Genomic DNA, 24,538 nt, shown 5'->3' with positions numbered 1-24,538 from the left:
ATTCTTAAACATTACTTTAATTTCATTTTGTTTATGAATTATTAGTAATGTTTAAGGTCTCTTTATCATGTTAACATCATTCAAACTAATATAATCAATATACTTTTGTTCGACTAAATATGAATATTTATTCAAGGAATACACTTTGTTATTTGATTTCTCTAATTCAGAAAGCATAAAAGGAAGTTCATCATCCATTTTCAAACCCTCTGTTTCAATAATACTAAAATGCTTATTATGACTTTTTTTGATATCATAAGTCCAATCTTTAGTGTCAAAATCTAGTTTTTCTAGCTCCTCTTCAAAAAAATAATCCGATGAATTAAAATCAACTCCAGCTAATAAAATAATCTTCTTAGGATAACAAATAGAAATATAATTTAAAACAGTTGAAAAACTTCCTTTAAAATGATAAAGCGGTTCCTCCAATGATTTTGACCATTTATTACCTTTTGTTATACAATCTTGAGTTATTATATAATGGATTTTTGACTTTTTTGGCAAAACAGAATAGCTATAATCCGGATAAGTTATCAATGATTGACTTAACCATAAATGAAATTTATTGAATTGATTTACACTTACCTTTTTCAAAAAAAACCGACCAAATTTGACTAAAAACCGAAAGAGATATTCTTTTTTATAATTAAACTCTTTATATACTATATGCAAAAAATGATTTCTAAATAAGAATCCTTTATGATCTATTGAAACTATAAAAGTTTTACTCTTTAAATACTTATTACAAAATAGCTTGAAAATATAATTCAACATCATTTTTGACGAAGAATCATAATTATCGACAAAATAAATATCTGTTGGTTCAATTTCAGCTTTTTCATAAAAACCTGCAAATTTATTGATAGCTATTTTGATTTCACAGTCATTCAGTAAATTTCGTTCTTCAGGAGATAAATCTAAAATGCTTTTACCTGAACCTAAAACTACGATACAATCTTTTAACATCAGCTGTTTAAATTAATTTGGACAAAAATAAGATTACTTTAATTTCAGAGCCACTATTCATCCTTTCAATAATTTTGTACAATATTGTGTGTTGATTTTTTATTCCATATTTGAAAATTACCATCTCTCAGTAATAAGTAAAATCCAATACTTTCTAAAATGTTTTCACATGTTTTTGCTTCCTCTTCAGTTAAAATATTTGCAAATGGATGTACTTCAAGAAATATCCTTTTAAAATTGGAAAGACTTTCTTTAAAGTTTTTAATTAAATCTAATTCACCTCCTTCAATATCCATTACCAGAGTATCAAATTCTATATTGTATTTTTCTTTCAAAAAATCTATATCAACCCCTTTTACTGTAATTTTATTGGCTGTTTTTCTTTTAGTACTTCCTCCTACGATCAAATTATGAAAATAAAATATATTTTCTTTTTTATGTGAAATAATAGAATTTTCTACAAAATAAGAACAACTGTTTTGATCCCTGTTTTTCTTGATCCAACTGATTAATTTAGGATTTGCTTCTAATGTGACTTGTTGAGTTTTATCTGTTAATATTTTATTTATCAAACAAGAAACATAACCTATACAACCTCCTAACTCTAAAACTTTTGCATCATTTGGTAAATATTCATCAAGATATTTTGCTTCTTCTACCTCATATTGATTCAATATAAATCTTTCTCTAAATTTAAAATCTGTTAGATAAAATGGAACATGAATTTTTACCCCTTGATTATCATATGTTCTTTTAAATATTATAAAATACAAACCTGCAAGGAATAATTTTGTTTTCATCTTTTGGCTACGCATTTTTTTTCTAAGCAACTTATACCTATTTATATTGTTTTTTAAGGTATAAAGTAATTTGTTTGGAATATATTTTTTAAGATAATTTTTCATACTACAATTTCATTCGATTCATACCACTTACAAATAAAAATCAATTTAGTTTAGTTAAATAAGTTTCTAATAAAAATGTTGGAAGATCTTCAATTTCAGAATCAACAAATAATTGCTGCACATTATTTATCCGATAAATAATATTATTATTAAATGACTGATTAACTGTTACATTTATTGAATATACCCCCCTCGATAATTGCATTTTTTTATGACAAAAATCTAATAAATACTTCCTCTTCTCTATCAAAATAGATTTTTCTTTATAATACATTAATGCAATTGGTTTATTCTCTTTATCAAACAGTGAAATGGAAAAGTAAGGCATTTTAGTAAGTTTTAAATTTACAAATGAAATTGTGAATTTAAAATCATCATTCCAATTAATCGTGTTTTTATCTGCTTCTATTTTAAATTCAAAATCCTCAATTACCTTATCATCTAACAATATACTTTGCGTATTATTCGTAAACTTCCCATAATATTTATTAACGCCTTTAGCAACATCAATACCTTGAAAATCCACCCTACCGCGTTCCAGTAAAATAACCTGACTGCAAATTCTAGAAATCATGGGCATAGAGTGCGATACAAAAATAATTGCCGTATTGGGTATTAATTTATCTATTTGCTTAAAACATTTCAATACAAACCCCAAATCCCCCACTGCCAAAACTTCATCAATAATCAAAACATCTGGCTCCATTTGCGCCGCGATAGCAAAACCCAAACGCACTTTCATCCCGGAGCTGTAATTTTGAACAGGCATGTCTATAAATTCCTCTAGTTCTGAAAAAGCAATAATAGCCTCAAACTTAGCTTCAATTTCTTGTTTCGAAAAACCAATAACTGCTGCATTATTATAAATATTTTCGCGACCTGTAAGTATAGGGTTAAACCCTGCTCCCAATTCTATCAAAGCTCCTATTTTCCCTTTGATGGTAATGGTTCCTTCATCAGGACCAATTAAACCGTTGAGCATTTTGAGCAAGGTGCTTTTACCGGCTCCGTTATGTCCAATAAGACCTAAACATTCTCCTCGTCTAACTTCAAAGCTAATATCTTTTACCGCCCAAAACTCGTCTTCTCTTATAGTTTTATTTTGATCCTTGCCCGTAATCCCACTTATTAGGTCCAAAACTCCGTAATAGAGACTTTTCTTTAAACTCTTGGCAAATTTCTTAGAAACATTTTCTGCTTTAATCAATACTTCTCCTTTCATTAGGCACTCATTCTTTCAGTTATGATAGGCATCGACACCCGATAGACTACCATAGCAATTAAACTTAAAAACAAAGTAACCAGTAAAAAAAACAACCAAAAAATTCCATTTTCAATAGGCATTGCTGTTAACGTATTTCTAATGTCAGTAATAATATAACTTAACGGATTCAAACTCATGATTTTTTGCATCAAGCCACTTTTAGGAACTACATATAATACCGGAGTAATATACATTAATAATTGTAAGGCTATAGGAATAAATCGGCTAATGTCATTGTATAAAATTCCAATAGGCGAAATGATAATCCCAACGCTTATAAAAAAAAGCATCATCAGTAATAAAAAAGGGAAAAACAGCACTATTGACACCGTAGGAACCACTTGAAAATACAGAATAAAAAATAAGATCATCCCCAATTTTATCAATAAATTAAACCCGATTTTTATAAACCCCAAGGTGATCAGAGCTTCCTTTTCAAAATTTATCTTAGTTATAATTCCTCTGTTACCGTTAATTGTGCCTATTGGCATGTTCAAACATTCCCCAAAAATGGACCAAACTGTCGTCCCTATTAATACAAATAAAGGATACGGAATAGCAGTGGCTGTCAGATTAATTGTCCCTGAACTTTGTAAAAATATCCAAACCAGGGCATTCATCAAGACTGGTAATATAACCCAAAATATCCCAAAAATAGATTGGCGGTGTTGTGATGTAATATCACGTTTAGCCAATTGTTTAGCCAGATAAAAGGAACTTTTATACCCTTTTAAACTATCCCGAAGCAATTGTCTAATACTGTATTTATTGCTATTTGAATAAATTCTGGTTTCCAATTTTGCTATATCTTTATTACTCATTTATATTACAAAAAAACAGAGTTGTTTTACTTCTGTTGTATTTCTCAAAGCTTTTTCACTTAAAAGCAAATATAGTATTTTACAGTTGCTATTGTAACATTATCTTTTCTGGACTATTTACATTGACTAAAATATCTTTGTAACTACACTTTTTATACTAAAGAAAACTTGAAGTCCCAATTTTTACTTAAATAGACTGTTACTAAATACGGTATTACAAAATTTTCATTTACTTTGCTTTCTCATTTCTAAATGCAAAAAAAGTGTTTTTTTTCTCTAAAAATAAGTCGGTTTTAAAGGATCTGATTCCAGATGGTCATATAGACATTCACTCGCATCTTTTGCCGGGTATAGATGACGGTGCCCGAACATTTGAAGACAGTTTACGACTTACCCAAGCGCTTCAGGGCTTTGGAGTGACAGAGATTATCACTACACCACATATCATCCAGCATGTCTGGGACAATACCCATGAGCAAATCGTCTCCAATAAAAATGAGACAGTCCTGGAACTAGAAAAAAACAACATAAAGCTTCCTTTTAAAGCAGCAGCAGAATATTTGATGGATGATCAGTTTGTACAACTTTTTCAGTCCAATGATTTATTAACTCTTAAAGGCAATTACGTTTTGGTTGAAATGTCATATATAAATGCTCCTATACAATTATACTCCATCCTTTTTGACTTGCAAGTGGCGGGATACATTCCTGTTTTGGCACACCCAGAGCGTTATTTGTTTTATCACAATAATTTCAACGAGTATGTCAAACTAAAAAGAGCGGGTTGCCTGTTTCAACTGAATCTTCTAGCTGTTGTAGGTTATTACGGTGAAAGCATCACTAAAATAGCAGAACAATTACTTACCAAAGGAATGTATACTTATGTAGGTTCTGATGTACATCATGACAAACATATCGCAGCATTTGAACAGAAAGTAAAATTGAAAGATTTAGTTCCCTTAAAAGAGATAATAGCCAATAATCAGTTTTTTAAGTTGGAATAAATCGGGCTCATAGAACTTAAAACCAGATACATATCAATCTGTATTTTTGTGGGGATAGGAAATAATTTTCTTTTATATTGCTTAAAAGGACACACCCCTAACCCCTCTCAAGAGGGGAATTCGTTTACGACTATTTTTGAGAAATTATTTTTCAATTTGAAATTCTAAACTAAAACAACAGCCGTTTATTGCCCTTCTAACTACCCTCTTGAAAGGGGAATTCGTTTGCGACTATTTTTGAGAAATTATTTTTTCAATTTGAAATTCTAAACTAAAACAACAGCCGTTTATTGCCCTTCTAACTCCCCTCTGAAGAGGAGAATTCGTTTGCGTCTATTTTTTGAGAAATTATTTTTTCAATTTGAAATTCTAAACTAAAACAACAGCCCTTTATTGCCCTTCCAACTCCCCTCTGAAGAGGAGAATTCGTTTACGACTATTTTTGAGAAATTATTTTTTCAATTTGAAATTCTAAACTAAAACAACAGCCGTTTATTGCCCTTCTAACTCCCCTCTTGAAACCGTTTCAGGTTCAACGATTCCAAAACAAATATAATCTAGAGTTATAGGGGCTGGGGGTGTGTTTTTCATACTCAAAAATATAAAACTCAATAGCCCGAATAACATTTTCCATATCCTTTAAAACCTGTTCATCGCTGAACCTCAAAACGGCAATCCCCAATTCATTCATTCGGTTTTCCTTCACTCCATCTTTTGTATAGACTTCCAAAAACTCATGAGAATAGCCGTCGACTTCAATCCCAAGCATTAATTCGTTACAAAAAAAGTCTAAAATATAATTGTCAATCGGTTTTTGTCGGTGAAAATCATATCCATGCATCTGCTTCCCTTTTAATTTCAACCAAAGAAAGATTTCTGTTTTGGTAGAATCATTTCGCAGTTGTCGAGCAAATTCTTTAAGTATTGGATTATAGGGAATGATTTTTCTTTTAGCCATAGATAAGTGGTAAATTGATCAAAAAAGACACACCCCTAACTCCTCTGAAAAGGGGAATTCGTCTGTCTTTTTTTGAGGCAATATTTGTTTTAAATTGAGATTTAAATCAGATTCATCTCAATAAGTTCTAAAACACAATCAAATCTAAATATGCAAGCCAGAATGAATTCAAGACTACTTATCTAAAACTTCGTAAGCTGAATTCATACTTTTAAATTCCGGAACTATTTTCTTCATTTTCGCAACTATATCGTCATTCTCATAACAGTTGGCGATTCCAATAAGGTCTTCTATATCAGTATGTAGATTTTCATACTCATCCTGAATTTCTTCTGCAATCATAATTTTTTCATGGTAGGTCGGTATTGTTTTAGAGGTGTCGTTAAGCAATTCCTCATATAACTTCTCTCCTGGTCGTAAGCCTACAATCTTTATTTTAATGTCCTTTTCAGGAATAAATCCAGCCAACTTGATCATCTTTCTTGCTAAATCGATAATTTTTACCGGCTTGCCCATATCAAAAATATAGATTTCACCTCCATTACCCATCGCTCCTGCCTCAAGAACTAGTTGACAAGCCTCTGGAATGGTCATAAAATATCTGATAATGTCGGGATGTGTTATGGTTATTGGACCACCATCCGCTATTTGCTTGCTAAACAAAGGAACTACAGATCCATTAGACCCTAAAACATTTCCAAAACGGGTGGTAATGAATTTTGTTGCTTTTGTATTATTTTCTTTTCGGCTTTTTAGTTGCAATGACTGAACGTACTTTTCAGCTATTCTTTTGCTGGCTCCCATTACGTTACTTGGGTTCACCGCCTTATCTGTAGACACCATGACAAATTTAACGACATTATATTCGCATGCTAAATCAGATAAATTTTTTGTCCCTCCAATATTAGTAAGAATAGCTTGCGCTGGGTTTTCTTCCATTAAAGGCACATGCTTATAGGCTGCTGCGTGAAACACAACATGCGGCTTGTAAAGTTTAAACACATTAGTCAATGCTTCTTTATTTCTAATATCTGCAACTACATTGCGTATTTCCGCACTTGAAGTACTATTTTGCGTCTCTAAACTAAGATGATGCAAAGGAGTTTCAGCCTGATCTAATATAATAATCCTTTTGGGATTAAAGCCCAAAACCTGTCTTACTATTTCACTTCCAATAGAACCTGCAGCACCTGTAATCAGTACAGTTTTATCTTTCAACTGTTTGGAAATAGATTTATTATCCAAAACAATAGCTTTTCTTTCCAGCAAATCTTCAATTTGTAAGTTCTTTACCTTTTGGGAAATTTCCTTTTGATCTTCCCAATCCGTAATTACAGGAAGGATATACACTTTATAATTGAATTCCAGACATTGGTCTACAATAATTAGACGTTCCTCTTTTGACAAACTTTTATCTGCTATAATAACGCCTTCCGCGCCAACAGATCGCATTAGGGTGGGTAACTTTTTCTTTAATACTAATATTGGTAAATCCAACATTCTTTTGGAAGAGTTTTGACTGTTTCTATCTACAAATCCAACAATTTTAAAACGGCTTGGTGTTTCAATTTTCAATGCATTAGCTATAGACATTGCATTGGCATCCGTTCCATAAATTACTGTTCTTATCAATTTAACATCGCTTTTTTCCTGAAAATAATGTTCGAAAGTTTGCTTTACAATCACACGATATAAAAATAAACCGCAGAAAGACAAAACCATATTCATAAAAAGTGCGGTATTCAAAAACGCTTTAGTTCCATAAAGTACTTCAAATAAAAAATTCAATACTAGAAAAACAATTAGCACAGCCATTTGAGAAAATAAAAGCTTCACTGCATCAATATAGGAGGAGTGCCTGATAATTCCAGAATAGGTCCGAAATAACCAAAAGAAAAATATATTCACACCAAGCAACAAGTTAATAAAAATGATACTGTGAGCTGTTATTATATAATCTAATCCTGTTCCTCTAAACAATAGAAAAGTAAAGAAAAAAGCCAATATTAAAACTGCAAAATCCATCATGACAATTATCCACCGTGGCAAATAACTTAAATTATGAATATTAAACCTCAAGTTTTCTCGTGAAAAGAAATAAGATCTAAAAGTAGTTGAAGTTGGTTTTGTATTATTACTCAAAATATTTATTTATATTAACGTTATTCTATTCAGCATACCAAAAATAGCAAATAAAGAATTTAAAAAAAAATCATTAAATCCTTTAAAATTCCGTAACGAAAGAAATGGAATTGACTTAGCTTATACTTATTAAAAAATCGAATCACTTTTTCTTTTGTGTTTCAAATAAGTCTATAAAAACAGCTTTTATCCTGTCGCGGTCTTCATCAGAAAGATTAGAGCCAGAGGGCAAACAAAGCCCGCTGTCAAAAAGACTCTCGGCAACATGTTTTCCATAATAAGGATAGTTACTATAAATAGGCTGTAAGTGCATAGGCTTCCATAGTGGCCTGCAATCGATGTTTTCTTCCAGCAGTTTCAATCTTACAGTTTCTTTGGTCATTCCTTTGGTTTCCGATGGATCTATTAAAATAGTAGTCAACCAATAATTAGCAAAATAATCTGCATTTGGAACCATGTAAACAGAGAAGCCTTTTATACCCTTGAATAAATCAAAATAAAATTCATGCATCTTTCTCCTAGAATCGACATGTTTGTCTAACACTTCCATCTGGCCTCTACCTATTCCTGCTAAAACATTACTCATTCTATAGTTGTATCCCACTTCACAATGTTTATAGTGAGGCGCATTCTCTTTGGCTTGAGTTGCCAGAAAAATGGATCTGTCTTTAAGTTCTTTTGTCGATGTAACAATTGCACCTCCACCAGAAGTGGTAATAATTTTACTTCCATTAAATGACAAAGTACTTACATCTCCAAAAGTACCACAACGCTTTCCTTTATAACTACTACCCAAGGCTTCTGCACTATCTTCAAGGATAGGAATGTTATAGTTATTGGCAATTATTCTTATTTCTTCGATCTTATAAGGAACGCCATATAGGGCAACTGCTATTATCGCTTTGGGCAACTTACCTTTGGCTATCCTATCAACAATAGCTTCTTCAAGTGCCATTGGACACAAATTCCAAGTATCGGGTTCACTGTCAATAAAAACAGGAATTGCCCCTTGATATAAAATAGGATTTGCCGAGGCCGAAAAAGTCAGAGTTTGGCAGAGTACCTCATCACCAGCCTTAACCCCTAAAAGAATTAATCCCAAATGTATAGCAGCGGTACCACTATTTAAAGCCGTTACATAGCCTGTACCTAGATAAAGCTCTAAACCCAACTCGAAAGCATCAATATTTGCACCAACCGGAGCAATCCAATTCGTGTCAAATGCTTCCTGTATGAATTTTTGTTCATTACCTCCCATATGAGGTGATGAAAGCCAAATTTTGTTTTTGTTCATTTGCTATAAATCAAAGCAACACTTTTGACGATAATCTTTATGTCCCCAAAAAAACTGCGATGGTAGTAATACTTCAGATTTAACCGTACTTTATCTAGAAAAATAACATTGTCATTAAACCACAAAGGATCTTTTTGCAGCGCCAGAAGCTTCTCTTCGTTATAATATTTTAAAGCTGCGAGACTAGTTAACCCAGGCTTCAACTCCAATATCTTTCGGTTCTCACCTTTTAATAAATCATAATAACCCGGTACATCTGGCCTTGGCCCCACAAAACTCATTTCCCCTTTAAGAACATTAAACAACTGAGGAAATTCGTCTAACTTATATTTACGTAACAATTGACCTACTTTAGTAATATTCCCTTTTTCAGCCGTAAAAACCTGAATCGTTCGTAGTTTATATATTTCAAATTTTTCTCCAAATTGGCCAATTCGATCTTGTCTAAAAATACCGTTTGTATGAGTATCAATAGTTGCTATTAACCACAAAATTATTAGAAGCCAAGAAAACAGGAGGACTAAAATTAGAGCAAAAATACCATCAAAAACCCGCTTACCCATATTTTAAAAAAATAATTGAATTTCAACAGAAATAAATCAAGAACTATGTTGGATAATTTTACGAAAAACTAATCTTCGTATCCATATATAAATCAGAGTTAACACCAACAAAGTCTCTATCATGAAGAAATAACTTAGATTGCCTTTAATTTCCATATAAATAACAAGTCCATTTATCAATAGCTGGATTCCAGCATAAATAAATGAAACCAAAACATGGGAGTAACCCATTTCATTTGCCATATATTGATAAAGATGAGAACGATGCGGTTGAAAAATATTTTCTTTGTTTTTTATTCGAACTATAATAGTGATAATTGCATCAATACCATAAACTGAAAAGAAAAGAATATATCCTAATTGTCCCGTTTCTAAAATAGTCTTTATCATAAAATAACCCAAAAAAACGGCCATGCTTATGCTACCCACATCTCCAGCAAAAGTCTTTGCTTTTTTTCTGACATTAAACAGTCCAAAAACTAAGCAAGACAAGCCCATGGTAATCAATATCGGCAAACTGGGCTCATTTATTGACATAAAAGAAAAACTGACAATGGCCGTTAACGCATACAATACGGTTATGCCATTAATACCGTCCATAAAATTAAAGGCGTTAACCCAGCCAATCAACAAAACGAATACAATAGGTAGTAGCCATAATGACTCAGAAAATAGTTCTAAATCATAAAAAACCAAACCTACGGCAATGATATGCGATGTAACTCTAGGTAATTGCGGCAAAGGTTTAATATCATCAACAAAACTAACTGCAGCTACAAGCAGGACTGCCAATGCTATTTCCAAAGAAACATATCCAAAAAAATAGCCTATACTTACTGCAATTGGGAAAATTATCCCTCCACCTCTTAAAGTAAGAGACGTATGTGAGGATCTACTATTAGGTTTATCAATGATATTGTATCTATCAGCGATTTTAAAATAGATAAGTTCTATCCCTAGCAATAACACAAGTAATGCAATATATATCATATTTAAAAATATAGGTAATCTATAACGCGAACACCAATTACGGTTTAACCGCTACTAATCACAAATGACTTAAATTATTATAATTTATGTTTCAGTAAACTCAGAAGGTATTCACCATAACCCGATTTCTTTAGAGGCTCGGCTAAATCTCGCAACTGTTGTCCAGTAATGAATCCTTGTCTCCACGCAATTTCTTCAATACAACCTACTTTTAGTCCTTGACGCTCTTCAAGCACTTGAACAAACTGTCCTGCTTGCATCAAACTATTAAAAGTTCCCGTATCTAACCAAGCAGTTCCTCGGCTTAAAATACCCACTTTCAGCTTCCCTTGTTCTAAATATACTTTGTTCACATCAGTGATTTCATATTCTCCACGCGCACTTGGCTTGATATTCTTAGCGATTTCTACAACCGAATTATCATAAAAATACAAACCAGGAACAGCATAATTTGATTTTGGCTCTAAAGGTTTTTCTTCAATAGACAATGCGTTTAGATCTTTGTCAAATTCCACCACTCCATATCGTTCAGGATCCGAAACATGATAGGCAAAAACAACTCCACCTTGCGGCTTGGTATTAGAGCGAAGCAATTCTTGCATATTCGAACCAAAGAAAATATTGTCTCCTAAGACTAGTGCGACATCATCATCCCCAATAAATTCTTCCCCAATTACAAAAGCCTGTGCCAGACCATTGGGTAATGCTTGCTCTGCATAACTAAATTGACAACCAATTGCAGAACCATCTCCTAATAATTTTTTGAAGTTTGGTAAATCGTGCGGTGTGGAAATAATTAAAATCTCATTGATACCAGCCATCATCAATGTAGACAATGGATAATAAATCATGGGTTTGTCATAAACTGGCATCATCTGCTTACTCATTGCTAAAGTAAGTGGGTGCAAACGAGTCCCTGAACCTCCTGCTAATATAATTCCTTTCATATTATTTTAATTATATTGTTTCTCATAATAACTTGCGTACTCACCAGAAGTGATATTATTCAACCAAGTTTGATTGTCCAAATACCAATTCACAGTTTTCTCCAACCCTTGCTCAAAAGTAACCGAAGGCTTCCACCCTAGTTCTTTGTTTATTTTACTGGCATCAATCGCGTATCGTAAATCATGACCTGGACGGTCTTTGACATAGGAAATTAATTGTTCAGAAGTACCTGCTTCACGACCTAATTTTTCATCCATGATTTTACAAAGTAATTTCACCAAATCAATATTTTGCCATTCGTTGAATCCTCCAATATTGTAGGTATCATGATTAACTCCTTCATGAAATACCAAATCAATCGCAACGGCATGATCCTCTACAAAAAGCCAGTCACGAGTATATTTACCGTCTCCATAAACAGGTAAAGGTTTATTTTGTATAATATTATTGATAAACAATGGAATCAATTTTTCAGGAAAATGAAAAGGTCCATAATTATTAGAACAGTTAGTTAACACATAAGGCAAACCATAAGTCTCACCATAAGCACGTACAAAATGATCCGAACTTGCTTTTGAAGCCGAATATGGTGAATTAGGATCGTAGGCCGTAGTTTCAGTAAACAAACCTTCAGCACCTAAACTACCATAAACCTCATCAGTACTGATATGGTAGAAACGTTTTCCTTCCATATTGTCTTTCCAAATCGTTTTAGCCGCATTTAATAAGTTCATTGTACCGATCACGTTCGTTTTTACAAAAGACAATGGATCAGTAATAGAACGATCAACATGAGATTCGGCAGCCAAGTGGAGTACGCCATCAAACTGATGCTCTGCAAATAATGCATCTATAAAAGTAGCATCAACAATATCTCCTTTGATAAATGTATAATTAGGTTCATTTTCAATATCAGTAATATTTTCCAGATTACCTGCATACGTCAACGCATCCAAATTAAATATTTGATACTCTGGATACTTATTTACAAAACGCCTGACAACATGCGAACCTATAAATCCGGCACCACCCGTTATTACTATTTTTTTCATTTTTATTTAATTTATCTTTTTTATTTAACCACAAAGTTAGTCCGCATCAACTAAAGCATAATATCAAACCCACTCTCTGAACACTATTTTCTGAAATTTCAGCAAAAAATTCCCTATGGTCGCTTCGCATCACTCTTTACCCCACCCTTAAATTAAAAACGTCAAAAAATATTTGAAATTAAAAGGAGGACTGCCAGTGGCAGTCAGGTAGCAGCAGTCCGCGAGTTGAGCCTGAAAGGCGAACGGCTCGGGCTGCGGAACAGAGTTTTGAGGTAGTTTTTAAGTTTTCAATTTTCAGGCAGTGATTTTTTTGTTTATTTTTTGATCAAGCAAAAAAGAAAATTAGTAACCTATATTTTTTTACTTTCTATAAAACCTAATTGGGAGTATCCATTAGTGAAATTCGTTTCAATTCGTTTCAATTCGTAACAACCCCATACATTTTCTCAAACTCTCTTTATAACCTGGAACAGTAATACCGTACACCTCTTTAATCTTGGATTTATCCAATAAAGAAAAGGCAGGACGTTTTGCAGGAGTGGGATAAGATGACGAAGGAATACCCCTTACTTCACAAGTATCTCCTGTTATTTCTTGAATAGCCAAAACAAATTCATACCAACTAATCTCTCCCTCATTTGAATAATTATAAATTCCAGGAACCCAATTCTCGTTATTTAATACATCCATCATTGCTTCTGCTAAATCAGCAGCATAGGTAGGTGAACCTATTTGATCATTCACCACGCCGAGTGTATCGCGTTCTTTGAGTAAACGCTGCATCGTTTTTACAAAATTATTCCCGAAACGACTGTATACCCATGACGTTCTAATAATTAAAATATCAGGATTAACAGCCAAAGCGGCTAATTCTCCAGCACGTTTCGTAGCGCCATATACATTGATGGGCTCTGTAATTGCTTCTTCTGTCAAAGCAACAGCTGATGTCCCATCAAAAACATAATCGGTAGAAATGTGGATCAATTTAATTTGATGCTTATTCGCATGTTCAGCAATTATTTTAATCGCCTGATGATTGATAACATCCGCCAATTCTGCTTCAGCCTCCGCTTTATCTACAGCAGTATAAGCACCACAGTTCAAAATAATATCGGGATGTATTCCTTCTAATTGATTTTGCAATATGGATAAATTATCCAATGAAACCATCGTTCTGTCCGCAAAAAACCATTCGAATTGAGAATAGCTCTCAGATAACACTTTCAATTCTGAACCTAATTGTCCGGTTGCACCTGTTACTAAAATTTTTTTCATTTTTTTTTAAACTTAAAAGCACTAGGGAATTTGCTGCTTTTATTTTATTTTGAATATTCCACTTACAAAGAAATCTAAGTCTCGATCCAAAAGACAACTTTAAACCTTAAACTTTTAAACAATTTCAAAACTCCCAATCAATTTCACTAAAACTCGGTAAAACTAAATCCTTTTCAGAAACTATGACTTCATTAGCATCTATTTGCCAATCAATCGCCAACTTAGGGTCATCATAAAGGATTCCTCTTTCGCTTTCCTTATCATACAACTGATCCACTTTGTATATCACTGATGCCGTTTTACTTAAAACAGAGAAGCCGTGCGCAAAACCGTGTGGCACCATCAATTGCTTTTTGTTCTCTGCACTTAAAACCACACTGAAATGCTTTCCATAAGTTGCCGAATTTTTACGCAAATCTAAAGCTACATCGAGAATCTCTCCCTCTAAAACCCTTACTAATTTCGCTTGCGCAAAAGGATTCATTTGCAAATGCAATCCACGGATTACCCCACGTTTAGAGAACGATTGATTGTCTTGAATAAAGTTGTACATAATTCCATTTTCATGAAATTTAGCTTGATTGTAGGCTTCAAAAAAAAAGCCACGTGAATCTTCAAAAACTCTGGGAGTTATAACTAATAAATCTTGTATTGTTGTTTTTTCAATCGTCATGTTGTACTTATTATTTTTTGAATGATTGGAATGTTTTCAACAAACCTTCTTTTGATTCTATTGGCAAAGGCTTTCCTATCGCATGTAGCAGCTTCTTATTGCTTACCACATAATTCTCAGTTAGTTTTTGCAGGCGTTCAGAATTTAATGGTAGTCTGATATAATCGCCTAAAACTGCTGTTCTCTTAATCAATGATGATGGAATTTTCCAAATTCTACTTTTTTTATTAAGACTTAAACTTAACAACTGAATTAATTCATTTGTTTGTAATGATTCATCATCAGCTATTTGATAAACTCCAGAGGGAATATTTGTATTCTGTAATAATTCCTTAATGACAAAACAAAGGTTTTCGACACTTAAAAAGGAACGTTTGTTTTTGAAATCTCCCAACGGCCAAGGTAAACCTTTAGCAACCAATTGGTATAATAAATTCAGATTTCCTTTGTTGCCTGGGCCATGAATCATACACGGTCTTAAAATGTAAACCCTTTTACCATATGGTAATTTATGAGATAAAACATACTGCTCCGCCTGATGTTTGGCAATCCCATAATGAGTTTTGGGATCAGCAACAGCATCTTCCATCAGTATTCCCTGAACAACATCAGCTACCGCTTTTACAGTACTGATAAAAACAAATACAGAAGCATCTGAAACTAAATAAGCATCAAATAATTGCTTAGTTAGTTCGAAGTTTGCATCGTAATAATCTGTAGGATTAGAAACCTTTTTTAAATCGTGGGCTTTTCCTGCAAGATGAATGATAGCGTCCGCTTTTAAGTCAAATCGCTGATTGGCTATATAACGAACACTCATAGTTTCTATTTCGTGTAAATTCGTTAAATAGTTTTGAAGATTTTGTCCGACAAATCCTGACGCTCCAGTAATTATTATTTTCATTTACTTAAATTGAGATAAAGCTTCTTTATTTATTTTCTTTCTTTGTCCGTCAAAAAACCATCCCCATTTATTAAAATAGGTAACTGCTGACTTCACAAATATTTTAAACAGTTTACTGTTTTTGTTTGCCCCAGAATCATATCCATGATAAACAGATACTGAAGGAAAATAAATTGTTTTATAATGTTGATGCATTCGTCTTGACAGATCCCAGTCTTCAAAATACATGAAAAATGCGTCATCATACATACCTACTTTTTTTATCGCTTGTAAATTAAGTAAAGTAAAACAGCCCGAAAGTACTGGAGCATTATAAATCATATCTCTAGATACTTGACGAAGTTCATATTGATTAATAAATTTTTCATAGGCTGATCTAGGTTTTTTCAATTTTCTCCATAAAATACTGAATGGACTTGGCAATAATTTCGGTAAATTTTGCACGGTTCCATCTAGATTTAATATTTGAGGCATCATCATACCAATTTTTTCATCATTTGCCATGTACTCAACCATAGGCATAATTACATCTCCTTCAAAATAGATGTCGGGATTCACAATAAAATGATAATTTGAACCTAAGCCAATTGCTTTTTCGACGGCGACATTATGAGAAGCTCCAAATCCAGGATTGGCAGGGTTATGAATATATTCTATTTTTGAGTTTATAAGATTTTTTTTCAATTCATCTGTTGGAGAATTATCGACCAAAAAAAGTTTGTGAATTATGCCATTTTTAAGAATGGACTGGATCGCATTCTGCAACATTGTTATATCGTTTCGGTACAAAACAATACAGAAAGTAATTTTAAATTTCATTTATTCTCCTTTTTATCTAAACCCTCTTCCAACTATTGCTTTCAAAATCATACTCCTTAACTACTTTTGCCGGAGAACCAACTGCTATGGAATAATCTGGAATATCTTTTGTTACAACTGACAAAGCACCTATTACACTCCCACAACCGATAGTTACTCCTGGCATAATACAAACTCCCTCGCCAATCCATACATTATCTTTAATTATAATTGGATTAGTCGACAATTTTCGACTATTTGGCGTTGATAACGGACTGTCCGGATTTTTACCTTTGTAATTTCCATGGTTAAGGTCTGAAATAAAAACTTTACTAGCAATTAAAACATTATCTCCTATAAAAATCTTTTCACCTGCGGCAATATGAACATAATCATTAATCTCTACATTCTCTCCAAGAATTAAAATTAGTTCTGAAATTTCTTTTTGAGGGTAAGCCTCCAATCGACAACCAAAACCTGTTGTCAAACCCTTTCCAATTTTAATATTTTTTTTATTTCTTATATCAAATGGAAGTCTTATGAGTCTAGCATTTCTGAAAAATATTTTTGTATAAATCAATGATATTAGTAAACGTATCGAACCCAAAATTCCATATCTCTTTATCATAACTACTCTTGTCTCGTTTTAACAATTACTATTCTTCGAAAATATTTCAATATTGAAAATAAAACTAAAAATGAATATTGAAAATGATTGATTATTTTTAAACTTAAGGCGTCTTTAAGATTTTTCAACTCTCCCCTTTCCATTTCTTTTAAATTTCCAGAAAGTCCTGAATGGCCAAAATGTGCTTTGCCATCTCCTGTAACGACCAAGCTTTCGTTCAGTAAATAACAATTATACTTTTGGGCTATTCGAATGAAATAATTCCCTTCTTCGGCATATTTTTGGGTTTCATCAAAATATCCAGCATCCAAAACAATTTTTTTTCTAAAAATTACGGTAGGTACAACAAAAATGAACTTAACCATTAACAACTTTGGAGAAATCCTGGTTAAAACACCCAGTTTTTTCCACAAGATTTTATCAAAATATTCACCGTTCCGATTAGTTCCTAAAAAATCAATTGTAGGGTTCTCATTTAGCACTTGAATTTGTCTTTCCAGCTTAGTAGGCAACCATTCATCATCACTGTCTAATAGAGCAATCCAATCTCCCTTCGCTAATTTCAGACCTACATTTCGAGCGGAAGAAACACCTCTGTTTTTTTGTTTTACTAACTGAATATTTAAAGCAGAATTAACAGAAATAAAATCTTCAACAACAGTTACCGATTCATCCTTACTCCCATCATCTATTATAACCACTTCAAAAGGAAGTATAGTCTGATTTTTTACTGAATTTAATGTATTCAAGATAGTATTCCTTGAATTATACATTGGTATTACTACAGAAATTTTCATGTTTAATTTTTGTATACTGTTGATACTAGCTTTCAAAGACTTTATTCAAACTATTCAACTGATTTTCTGCGGTAAAACTTGTTTTCACAAGATTGTAAGCATTATCAGCTATAAAATTATAAATACTTTCATTCTCAATAAGCTTCTGAACAGACTCAGCATATTCTGTAGCTGAATTATGATGGGGCAAAAAACCGGTGAAACCATTTAATATGTAGTCAGAAACTCCTCCAACTGCATTAGCTACAACTGGTTTTTTTAATATCATTGCTTCCATTATGACTCTAGGTAATCCTTCTGTTTCCGAAGGGTGTATTAATATGTCACACGCATTAAAATAACTGATTACATTAGGTTTGTTTTTAACCAGTTCGACAAAACCTTCAAGATTGTATAACTGCACCAAATCAATTACCTTATTATAAAACAACTCTGATTCACCACCTTTATATACAAGACCAGCGAGAATCAGTTTAAAATCCACCCCTTTTTCCTTTAATATTTTTGCCATTTCCAATGACACTAATTGGCCTTTATCCTTTAAAAACCCTCCCGCATGTAATACTATCTTGGTGTTTTCCCCTTTTTCAATCTCTGCCACCTCTTTAGCTAAATTCACTTCTGAAATCGCATTGTGAACAACATACAAATTCTCTAATGAAGTAAGTCCTCCGCAAAAAAGCGCTTGTTTAGTTGCGTTTGCAACACAAACATATTTATCAACTAAATTTTTATAAAGCAACCTATCAAGCTTAGTTATCTGACTGAGAACAAACCAACCTCTGGCAAAAAACAAAACTTTAAATTTTTTATTTGGAAAGAAAGCTAATGAAGTCAGCACCTTCGAATTATTAAGAATAATATAATCCGGTTCTATCTCCTTTAGTAAACGTTGCACCTTTTTTCTTATTCCCATCAAATGAGGCACAAACAGTACAAAGTTGACTATTTTGACCAATAAATAAGGTGAAGTATTAATGATATAAGGCACCTCTCTTTTATCAATAATACTCAATTCTAACCCCCTCTTTGTTACGCTATCGGTAAAAGGTTTACATGAACCATAAAAATCTATTATAGCAACATTATGATTCTTCGATAGTCTTTCAGCTAGTTCTACGGTACTGATTCTCGCGCCGCCATAATCTTGCACAGCCTCTATAAAAACTATTTTTTTTATTTGTTCCAAATCAAAATCTATTTGCATTAATTAATTGAATAATGAAGTAATTCTTTTCTCTTAAAGAAACTCTCCAACAATAGTATATTCCATATTCTTTCGGTATGATCTTCCTGCTCTTCTTGATGTTCATTCCACATTTCCAACACAAGCTTTCTGTCCCAAAAAGTCGAATCTAATGGTATACCTTTTATGATCTCTGACCCCCAATCTTTCAAATCATTTCTAAGCCAGAATGTTAAAGGAATCGAAAATCCTTGTTTAGGCCTATCAACTATTGTTTTTGGAACATAGTCGTAAAGAATATCTTTTAAAATCCTTTTGGAGATGTTGTTTTTATATTTGAATTCTTTAGGCAGACTGATCAAAAACTCAAGTACTCTATGGTCTAGGAAAGGCGCTCTAGATTCCAAGCTTACTGCCATTGCTGCTCTATCCACTTTTACAAGAATATCGTCTGGCAAATAAGCAAGAGCGTCATAATAACCCGCAAAATTAAATCCCAAATCTTTTGTCTTTAAGAACTTACTAGAATTGGAAATTATTTCTTTTTGTATAGGCAAATGCACATTTCTAAATTTGTTTCTCCATTGTGCATGAGCCTCATTTAGATTCTTACTGTTTTTTAAAATAGTTGTTAGAGATAAAAAATTTTCGGTTTTTCTTAGAATTGCTATTTTACGAAATGGCTTATATTTCATAAGCAAAGAAAAAATAGTATCCACCCCTAAAACAGACAGTATTGTAAATTTTTTATATTTTTCATAAATCGGATAATCTGAATAACCATAACCAAACTCATCTGCACCATCACCACTCAAGGAAACCGTCACTTCCTTTCTGGCAAGTTCTGACACAAAGAAAGTAGGAATTTGCGAACTATCCGCAAACGGCTCATCCCAATAGCTAATGATTTCATCTAGCCTACTAATGATTTCATCTGTATTTAGTTCTTTTGACTTGTGAATTGTTCCAAGATTATCAGCTACCTTTTCAGCATGCAAAGATTCATTTTGACCAGGTTCCGGCATTGCAATTGTATAGGTATGCAAATCACTTTTGACATACTTCTTTAATATTGCACAAACCAAAGAAGAGTCAATTCCTCCTGACAAAAATGCTCCTAATGGCACATCAGCTATGGCCTGATTTTTTACAGCCTGTATTAGTAGTTGTTCTAATTTATTTTTTGCTTCTTCATATGTTCCTTTGAAACTATCCTTCTCTAATTCCTTCACTTTTTCTACCAAGGACCAGTAAAAAATGGGCTTAGGCACCGTTTTATTTTGAATTTCATCTAAATCAAATTCCATGATTGTGCCCGGAATCACTTTATAAATATTTTCATATATAGAAAGATTCTGAGGAACACAACTTCTATGCAAAAAACCAACAGCTGCCTCAGTATTCAATTTTTTATCAAAGCATGAATGTACCTCAAAAGCCTTTAGTTCTGAAGCAAAAATCAATTGTCCCTTTTGATAACCATAATACAACGGTTTTTCGCCGATTCTATCTCGAACTAAGGTTAATTTTTGTTTTTCCTTATCCCATACACTAAATGCGAACATCCCTACGAGCCTCGAGACACATTCTTGCAAACCAAAAATTTCTAAACCCGCTAAAAGTACTTCTGTGTCAGAACTTGATTTCCACACAATCTGGGGAGACCTCTTTTCAATCTCTTCTTTAATATCTAAAAAATTATAAATCTCTCCATTAAAAACAATTGTAAATCTATCGCTTTCGCTATGCATTGGTTGATTCCCTGCATTTGAAGTATCAATTATTGATAGCCTAACATGTCCTAAATTAATCTCAAATTGCTTATTAGCTGTCTCTAAAGAATAAAAATCAAAATGATCAGGTCCTCTATGCGCTAAACTACTTCTCATAGCTGATAAATCAGCTTCCTTTTCAAAATATTTATTTCCTACAAATCCAAAAATTCCACACATTAATATATCTTAACTCAAATTAATATTCAATTTACTTTTATTTTCTGATTCTTCTTTAAATTCTATTTTATCACTAATTAAAATCATGCTTAACACAAAAAAGGGGAATACATATTGAAAAATAAAAGGTTCTTTTATTTCGATAATAAACATAAGTAAAATCAAAAAATAAAGGTATCCACTTTTTCCCTTCCCTACTTGGAATATTAAGAAAATAATATAACTGATATAGAAATAAATAGCGGTTAGCAATCCTAATGAATAATAGGTCTGAATGTAACCCGAATCATGCATCGAAGCATTGCCCACGCCCGATTCATGAACGACTCTACCTGTCCCAATTATGGTTTGAAAGGTGACAGGAGGAATTGGCATACTTGCTAGAGCCTCGCTAGTATCATTATTCTCTATATTAAATGCATTTTCTATCCAGGCAGTAAACATATCAACACTAAAACCATCAACATTTGAAGTAAGGTTCTCTAGAATATCAATTGTATTAATCTGATAAATACCCAGAATAACTAAACTAATTACAATTATTTTTTTTAAGCTTTTTATTTCACTGATAAAATATATAAATATGCACAACAGTGAAATGAACAAACCGGTGCGACCAATTAAAAAAATTGAAACAACCGTGATAGCCATCATAAGCCAGATCAATATAGTGCGATAAATCCCAAAATTATTTATTTTCAAAAGTGCTATTGAGGATATCACCCCTAGGCTTTGAATAACTGACAAACCTGCCCCGCCAATAGAAGCGAATGCAACAGCTCTTAAAACCTGATCCTCTTCAAAATTAGAAGTAAAGATTACCAGATTATAAAACAATGCTTTGACAGAAGGATTAATAAATGAAAAAATGGAGAGTACAGCCTGAATTGCAGCTGCGACACTTACTAAAATCAAAAATTCATTTCGACTTTTTAAAAAATTGACAAAGAGAAAGGGAGAGATTACTCCATAAATACTGAACCACAATATCCTTGACAATTGTGTCGAGTCAGGAACAAGAACAAATTGAATTAATGCTATCGAAAAAACAAAAAACAACACTAAAATATAATATAGTGCATTTTTAGAAATCCCATGATTTTTTTTCAGAAATAGCAACAACAAAAATAGGAAAGCTAATCTTGCACTTGTAAAACTTGGTAAAAAAGTAAAATTGATATCGTATAAAAATCCAAATATAAAGAGTAACTTCCCAATAAAATTAAATATCTCATTTGGGAGCGTCCTTTTAAATCTTAAATAATAAGTCACTATTTACTAATTTTTTTAAAAGAAAAAAAATACAAAAGCAATGCAACCAAACTTTTATTGTTTAGCCCAACACGAAAACTGGCTTTTAACCAATTAAGATAATTTGCTTTTTCTTTATACCTTAATGCTCTTAAATTTTCCGAATATCTATATAAAATTATTTTTTGTAAATAAGGATACTTAGTTAGAAGTATATTACAAGAATTAAGATGGTCTATATATCCATTATAGTTATTTTGCGAAGTGACATTATTAGCATGACGTCTATATCTACCCAACACTTCATCTAGATATCTGATTTCGCCTCCATTACCAAGCGCATCAACCCAATACATCCAATCACTGGCTATTGGCAATCTTTCATCAAAGCCGTATTGTGGCGCCCTACTTCTTCTTAACATTGTTGAACACCCTCCATTAAAACTACCGTACTTTATCATCGTCTTAATATCCCCTTCTTTCGCGTTCTTTTTTGAATTTAAAAGATATGAATCTTGGTTACCATCTGAGTAAAATACATCTAAATTATGATAGAGTAAAGTACACTCTGGATTAGCCTCCATAAACGCTACTTGCTTACTAATTTTACCAGGCAGCATTAAATCATCACCCCCTATCCACGCAATATACGTTCCATTACATGAAAAATGCGCCACATTGTGATTCTTTGTTATCCCCAAATTTTTAACTGCTAAATGAAGAACGAATAATCCTGGATGTTTTTGATCATAATCATGTAGCATTTCATGCGTACCATCAGTCGAACCATCGTCTGCAACAATTATTTCTATATTAGAATAATCTTGATCTAAGATCGATTCAATACATTCTTTTAAATATATTTTTTGGTTATACGTCACAATCGCAATACTAACTAATGGTATCATATTTAATTAAATTTTTTAAAGATTAACCTTCTAAACAAAAACAACATAGTCAAAAAGTAAATAATATAGTTTAAAGCAAAAGCCATCGTTATCCCCTGTAAATTGAAGTAGTGCACAAAAATATAACCTAATCCTACGTACAAAATGGTAAATACAATCTCCGTAATAATAAAAATTTTTATCATTGCTTTGGCTAGCATTAAATAGGATAATATCCACGCAGCCATCTTAAAGAAATCGCCCACCAGTTGCCAAAAGAATAATGATTCCATTGGTGTAAATGAGGGGGTATAAAGCAGCTTGATTATAAAAAACCGCATATAATAAATTACAATGCAACCGAATAAAACAGATGGCAGAATAATTTTATAGCCGCTAAAAATTTCCTTTTGTAAGTCTTTATCAGTTTTCAACGAGGCTAATTTAGGCAGGTAATAGGTGCTTAGAGAAGTAACGATTAGTAATAAATAGCCATCAGACACTTTCATCATTCCCTGCCAGTAACCGGCACCTTCAATACTGACCTCAGCAATCAGCAGATTTCGCAATAAAATTTGGGACACAGGAACTGCAATGGCAGTAATGATCGCCATTAAACTAAAGCCCCAAAGTTTCCTGGCAATTATTTTATTAAAAGGTTGCGTAAAATAGCTCCACGAAAACCATTTGCTCTTTACTACTAAAATTAAGGTAATAAAAAAAACGATAGATTGCGAGAGTACTAATGCGTACAAGGCTCCTTGCACTTTGAAAAAATACACAAGGATAACAGTAACAACTAAACCCACAATACTTCCTAGTGTATTGACTAAGGTGAACATTTTTATCTCATGACGCCCATTTAGTATCGAAATCAGTAAGCTATTTAGCGAGTATAAAACGATACTGCAACCAAGTACCCTAATGGCGTTAGTGTAGACGTCATTTGTTAATACGAGATCCGAAAAAAAGGGCGCAAACAAAATAAGTATAGGACCAAATAACATCGAACAATAGACTGATATCTTAAAGGAAGTACTATAGAGTAATTTTTGTTTCCTCTCGTTGCCCTTATATTCTGAGGCGTATTTTATGACACCATTATTAATTGCGCCATTAGCAAAAGTCAAGGCGATAGAAATGAAGTTAGAGAAAGCGCCTATTAAGGCTACTCCCCCCGGACCAGTATAAATAGCAACTACTTTGTTTGCTACAAAGCCGGATGCTATTCTTATTACAGTGATGATTGCAGAGAAAATGGACGTTTTAACTAATTGCAA

The 24,538-nt window shown here is 32.7% G+C and carries 23 protein-coding genes; 1 reads left to right on the top strand and 22 read right to left on the bottom strand.

All coding sequences use genetic code 11. The features are described from left to right. Positions 1 to 51: 51 nt before the first annotated feature. The 4 genes from BLV91_RS05650 to BLV91_RS05635 form a co-directional block, all read right to left on the bottom strand. Positions 52 to 966 (bottom strand): hypothetical protein, encoded by a 915-nt coding sequence (locus BLV91_RS05650; protein ID WP_091430604.1) that lies wholly within the window; start codon positions 964 to 966, stop codon positions 52 to 54. 65 nt (positions 967 to 1,031) lie between these two features. Further along, positions 1,032 to 1,871, bottom strand: a complete 840-nt coding sequence (locus tag BLV91_RS05645) for an FkbM family methyltransferase (protein WP_091430570.1) — start codon at positions 1,869 to 1,871, stop codon at positions 1,032 to 1,034. A 40-nt stretch (positions 1,872 to 1,911) separates the two neighbouring features. Beyond that, positions 1,912 to 3,093 carry an ABC transporter ATP-binding protein gene (locus BLV91_RS05640; protein ID WP_091430568.1) on the bottom strand — a complete coding sequence of 394 codons (1,182 nt, stop codon included), beginning with the start codon at positions 3,091 to 3,093 and terminating at the stop codon, positions 1,912 to 1,914. Beyond that, positions 3,093 to 3,956, bottom strand: a complete 864-nt coding sequence (locus BLV91_RS05635; RefSeq protein WP_091430566.1) for an ABC transporter permease — start codon at positions 3,954 to 3,956, stop codon at positions 3,093 to 3,095. The genes BLV91_RS05640 and BLV91_RS05635 overlap by 1 nt, the downstream gene beginning before the upstream one ends. A gap of 263 nt (positions 3,957 to 4,219) precedes the next feature. Here BLV91_RS05635 and BLV91_RS05630 point away from each other — a divergent pair, with 263 nt between their 5' ends. Continuing rightward, on the top strand, positions 4,220 to 4,960 hold the full coding sequence (locus BLV91_RS05630) for a tyrosine-protein phosphatase (protein WP_091430564.1): 741 nt from the start codon (positions 4,220 to 4,222) through the stop codon (positions 4,958 to 4,960). 532 nt (positions 4,961 to 5,492) lie between these two features. Here the strand turns inward: BLV91_RS05630 and BLV91_RS05625 are convergent. The 18 genes from BLV91_RS05625 to BLV91_RS05540 form a co-directional block, all read right to left on the bottom strand. Further along, positions 5,493 to 5,918, bottom strand: a complete 426-nt coding sequence (locus BLV91_RS05625; protein WP_091430563.1) for an endonuclease domain-containing protein — start codon at positions 5,916 to 5,918, stop codon at positions 5,493 to 5,495. Positions 5,919 to 6,092: 174 nt separating this feature from the next. Continuing rightward, positions 6,093 to 7,997, bottom strand: a complete 1,905-nt coding sequence (locus BLV91_RS05620) for a polysaccharide biosynthesis protein (protein ID WP_394331834.1) — start codon at positions 7,995 to 7,997, stop codon at positions 6,093 to 6,095. A 205-nt stretch (positions 7,998 to 8,202) separates the two neighbouring features. Beyond that, positions 8,203 to 9,354 carry a DegT/DnrJ/EryC1/StrS family aminotransferase gene (locus BLV91_RS05615; RefSeq protein WP_091430560.1) on the bottom strand — a complete coding sequence of 384 codons (1,152 nt, stop codon included), beginning with the start codon at positions 9,352 to 9,354 and terminating at the stop codon, positions 8,203 to 8,205. Further along, positions 9,351 to 9,917, bottom strand: coding sequence for a sugar transferase (locus BLV91_RS05610; protein WP_091430558.1), 567 nt, complete (start codon positions 9,915 to 9,917; stop codon positions 9,351 to 9,353). The genes BLV91_RS05615 and BLV91_RS05610 overlap by 4 nt, the downstream gene beginning before the upstream one ends. A 36-nt stretch (positions 9,918 to 9,953) precedes the next feature. Beyond that, on the bottom strand, positions 9,954 to 10,907 hold the full coding sequence (locus tag BLV91_RS05605) for an MraY family glycosyltransferase (protein WP_091430556.1): 954 nt from the start codon (positions 10,905 to 10,907) through the stop codon (positions 9,954 to 9,956). Between the two features lie 77 nt (positions 10,908 to 10,984). Beyond that, positions 10,985 to 11,854 (bottom strand): glucose-1-phosphate thymidylyltransferase RfbA, encoded by an 870-nt coding sequence (gene rfbA, locus BLV91_RS05600; protein ID WP_091430555.1) that lies wholly within the window; start codon positions 11,852 to 11,854, stop codon positions 10,985 to 10,987. A 6-nt stretch (positions 11,855 to 11,860) separates the two neighbouring features. Beyond that, entirely contained in the window at positions 11,861 to 12,907 is a 1,047-nt protein-coding gene (gene rfbB / locus BLV91_RS05595; RefSeq protein WP_091430553.1) for a dTDP-glucose 4,6-dehydratase, read from the bottom strand. A 408-nt stretch (positions 12,908 to 13,315) separates the two neighbouring features. Beyond that, positions 13,316 to 14,182 (bottom strand): dTDP-4-dehydrorhamnose reductase, encoded by an 867-nt coding sequence (rfbD, locus tag BLV91_RS05590; RefSeq protein WP_091430551.1) that lies wholly within the window; start codon positions 14,180 to 14,182, stop codon positions 13,316 to 13,318. Positions 14,183 to 14,306: 124 nt separating this feature from the next. Further along, on the bottom strand, positions 14,307 to 14,855 hold the full coding sequence (rfbC, locus tag BLV91_RS05585; protein ID WP_091430549.1) for a dTDP-4-dehydrorhamnose 3,5-epimerase: 549 nt from the start codon (positions 14,853 to 14,855) through the stop codon (positions 14,307 to 14,309). A gap of 10 nt (positions 14,856 to 14,865) precedes the next feature. Next, entirely contained in the window at positions 14,866 to 15,759 is an 894-nt protein-coding gene (locus tag BLV91_RS05580) for an NAD-dependent epimerase/dehydratase family protein (protein ID WP_091430547.1), read from the bottom strand. Continuing rightward, complete coding sequence (locus BLV91_RS05575) at positions 15,760 to 16,578, bottom strand: glycosyltransferase family 2 protein (protein ID WP_091430545.1); 819 nt, start codon at positions 16,576 to 16,578, stop codon at positions 15,760 to 15,762. It lies immediately after the preceding gene. Positions 16,579 to 16,594: 16 nt separating this feature from the next. Then, positions 16,595 to 17,185 carry an LbetaH domain-containing protein gene (locus tag BLV91_RS05570; protein ID WP_091430543.1) on the bottom strand — a complete coding sequence of 197 codons (591 nt, stop codon included), beginning with the start codon at positions 17,183 to 17,185 and terminating at the stop codon, positions 16,595 to 16,597. Positions 17,186 to 17,187: 2 nt separating this feature from the next. Further along, a complete protein-coding gene (locus BLV91_RS05565; RefSeq protein ID WP_091430541.1) occupies positions 17,188 to 17,982 on the bottom strand; it encodes a glycosyltransferase family 2 protein in 795 nt (264 codons plus the stop codon). 25 nt (positions 17,983 to 18,007) lie between these two features. Further along, positions 18,008 to 19,189, bottom strand: coding sequence for a glycosyltransferase (locus BLV91_RS05560; protein WP_091430538.1), 1,182 nt, complete (start codon positions 19,187 to 19,189; stop codon positions 18,008 to 18,010). Beyond that, positions 19,189 to 21,120: an asparagine synthase (glutamine-hydrolyzing) gene (asnB, locus tag BLV91_RS05555; protein WP_091430537.1), complete on the bottom strand. Its 1,932-nt coding sequence runs from the start codon at positions 21,118 to 21,120 to the stop codon at positions 19,189 to 19,191. Before asnB ends, BLV91_RS05560 begins: the two co-directional genes overlap by 1 nt. A 9-nt stretch (positions 21,121 to 21,129) precedes the next feature. Then, on the bottom strand, positions 21,130 to 22,035 hold the full coding sequence (locus tag BLV91_RS05550; RefSeq protein WP_139262282.1) for a hypothetical protein: 906 nt from the start codon (positions 22,033 to 22,035) through the stop codon (positions 21,130 to 21,132). A 356-nt stretch (positions 22,036 to 22,391) separates the two neighbouring features. Further along, positions 22,392 to 23,279, bottom strand: a complete 888-nt coding sequence (locus BLV91_RS05545) for a glycosyltransferase (protein WP_091430533.1) — start codon at positions 23,277 to 23,279, stop codon at positions 22,392 to 22,394. 2 nt (positions 23,280 to 23,281) lie between these two features. Further along, entirely contained in the window at positions 23,282 to 24,538 is a 1,257-nt protein-coding gene (locus BLV91_RS05540) for an O-antigen translocase (RefSeq protein ID WP_091430531.1), read from the bottom strand.

Origin of the sequence: Flavobacterium degerlachei, assembly GCF_900106645.1 — a bacterium.
Lineage (GTDB): Bacteria > Bacteroidota > Bacteroidia > Flavobacteriales > Flavobacteriaceae > Flavobacterium > Flavobacterium degerlachei.
The sequence above is the reverse complement of the archived record's forward strand: the minus strand, read 5'-3'. Positions and strand labels throughout refer to the sequence as shown.

Coding starts and splice junctions, on each gene's coding strand:
- BLV91_RS05650 (WP_091430604.1), bottom strand. CDS start 966: ATGTTAAAAGATTGTATCGTAGTTTTAGGTTCAGGTAAAAGCATTTTA.
- BLV91_RS05645 (WP_091430570.1), bottom strand. CDS start 1,871: ATGAAAAATTATCTTAAAAAATATATTCCAAACAAATTACTTTATACC.
- BLV91_RS05640 (WP_091430568.1), bottom strand. CDS start 3,093: ATGAAAGGAGAAGTATTGATTAAAGCAGAAAATGTTTCTAAGAAATTT.
- BLV91_RS05635 (WP_091430566.1), bottom strand. CDS start 3,956: ATGAGTAATAAAGATATAGCAAAATTGGAAACCAGAATTTATTCAAAT.
- BLV91_RS05625 (WP_091430563.1), bottom strand. CDS start 5,918: ATGGCTAAAAGAAAAATCATTCCCTATAATCCAATACTTAAAGAATTT.
- BLV91_RS05615 (WP_091430560.1), bottom strand. CDS start 9,354: ATGAACAAAAACAAAATTTGGCTTTCATCACCTCATATGGGAGGTAAT.
- BLV91_RS05610 (WP_091430558.1), bottom strand. CDS start 9,917: ATGGGTAAGCGGGTTTTTGATGGTATTTTTGCTCTAATTTTAGTCCTC.
- BLV91_RS05605 (WP_091430556.1), bottom strand. CDS start 10,907: ATGATATATATTGCATTACTTGTGTTATTGCTAGGGATAGAACTTATC.
- rfbA (WP_091430555.1), bottom strand. CDS start 11,854: ATGAAAGGAATTATATTAGCAGGAGGTTCAGGGACTCGTTTGCACCCA.
- rfbB (WP_091430553.1), bottom strand. CDS start 12,907: ATGAAAAAAATAGTAATAACGGGTGGTGCCGGATTTATAGGTTCGCAT.
- rfbD (WP_091430551.1), bottom strand. CDS start 14,182: ATGAAAAAAATTTTAGTAACAGGTGCAACCGGACAATTAGGTTCAGAA.
- rfbC (WP_091430549.1), bottom strand. CDS start 14,855: ATGACGATTGAAAAAACAACAATACAAGATTTATTAGTTATAACTCCC.
- BLV91_RS05580 (WP_091430547.1), bottom strand. CDS start 15,759: ATGAAAATAATAATTACTGGAGCGTCAGGATTTGTCGGACAAAATCTT.
- BLV91_RS05575 (WP_091430545.1), bottom strand. CDS start 16,578: ATGAAATTTAAAATTACTTTCTGTATTGTTTTGTACCGAAACGATATA.
- BLV91_RS05570 (WP_091430543.1), bottom strand. CDS start 17,185: ATGATAAAGAGATATGGAATTTTGGGTTCGATACGTTTACTAATATCA.
- BLV91_RS05565 (WP_091430541.1), bottom strand. CDS start 17,982: ATGAAAATTTCTGTAGTAATACCAATGTATAATTCAAGGAATACTATC.
- BLV91_RS05560 (WP_091430538.1), bottom strand. CDS start 19,189: ATGCAAATAGATTTTGATTTGGAACAAATAAAAAAAATAGTTTTTATA.
- asnB (WP_091430537.1), bottom strand. CDS start 21,120: ATGTGTGGAATTTTTGGATTTGTAGGAAATAAATATTTTGAAAAGGAA.
- BLV91_RS05545 (WP_091430533.1), bottom strand. CDS start 23,279: ATGATACCATTAGTTAGTATTGCGATTGTGACGTATAACCAAAAAATA.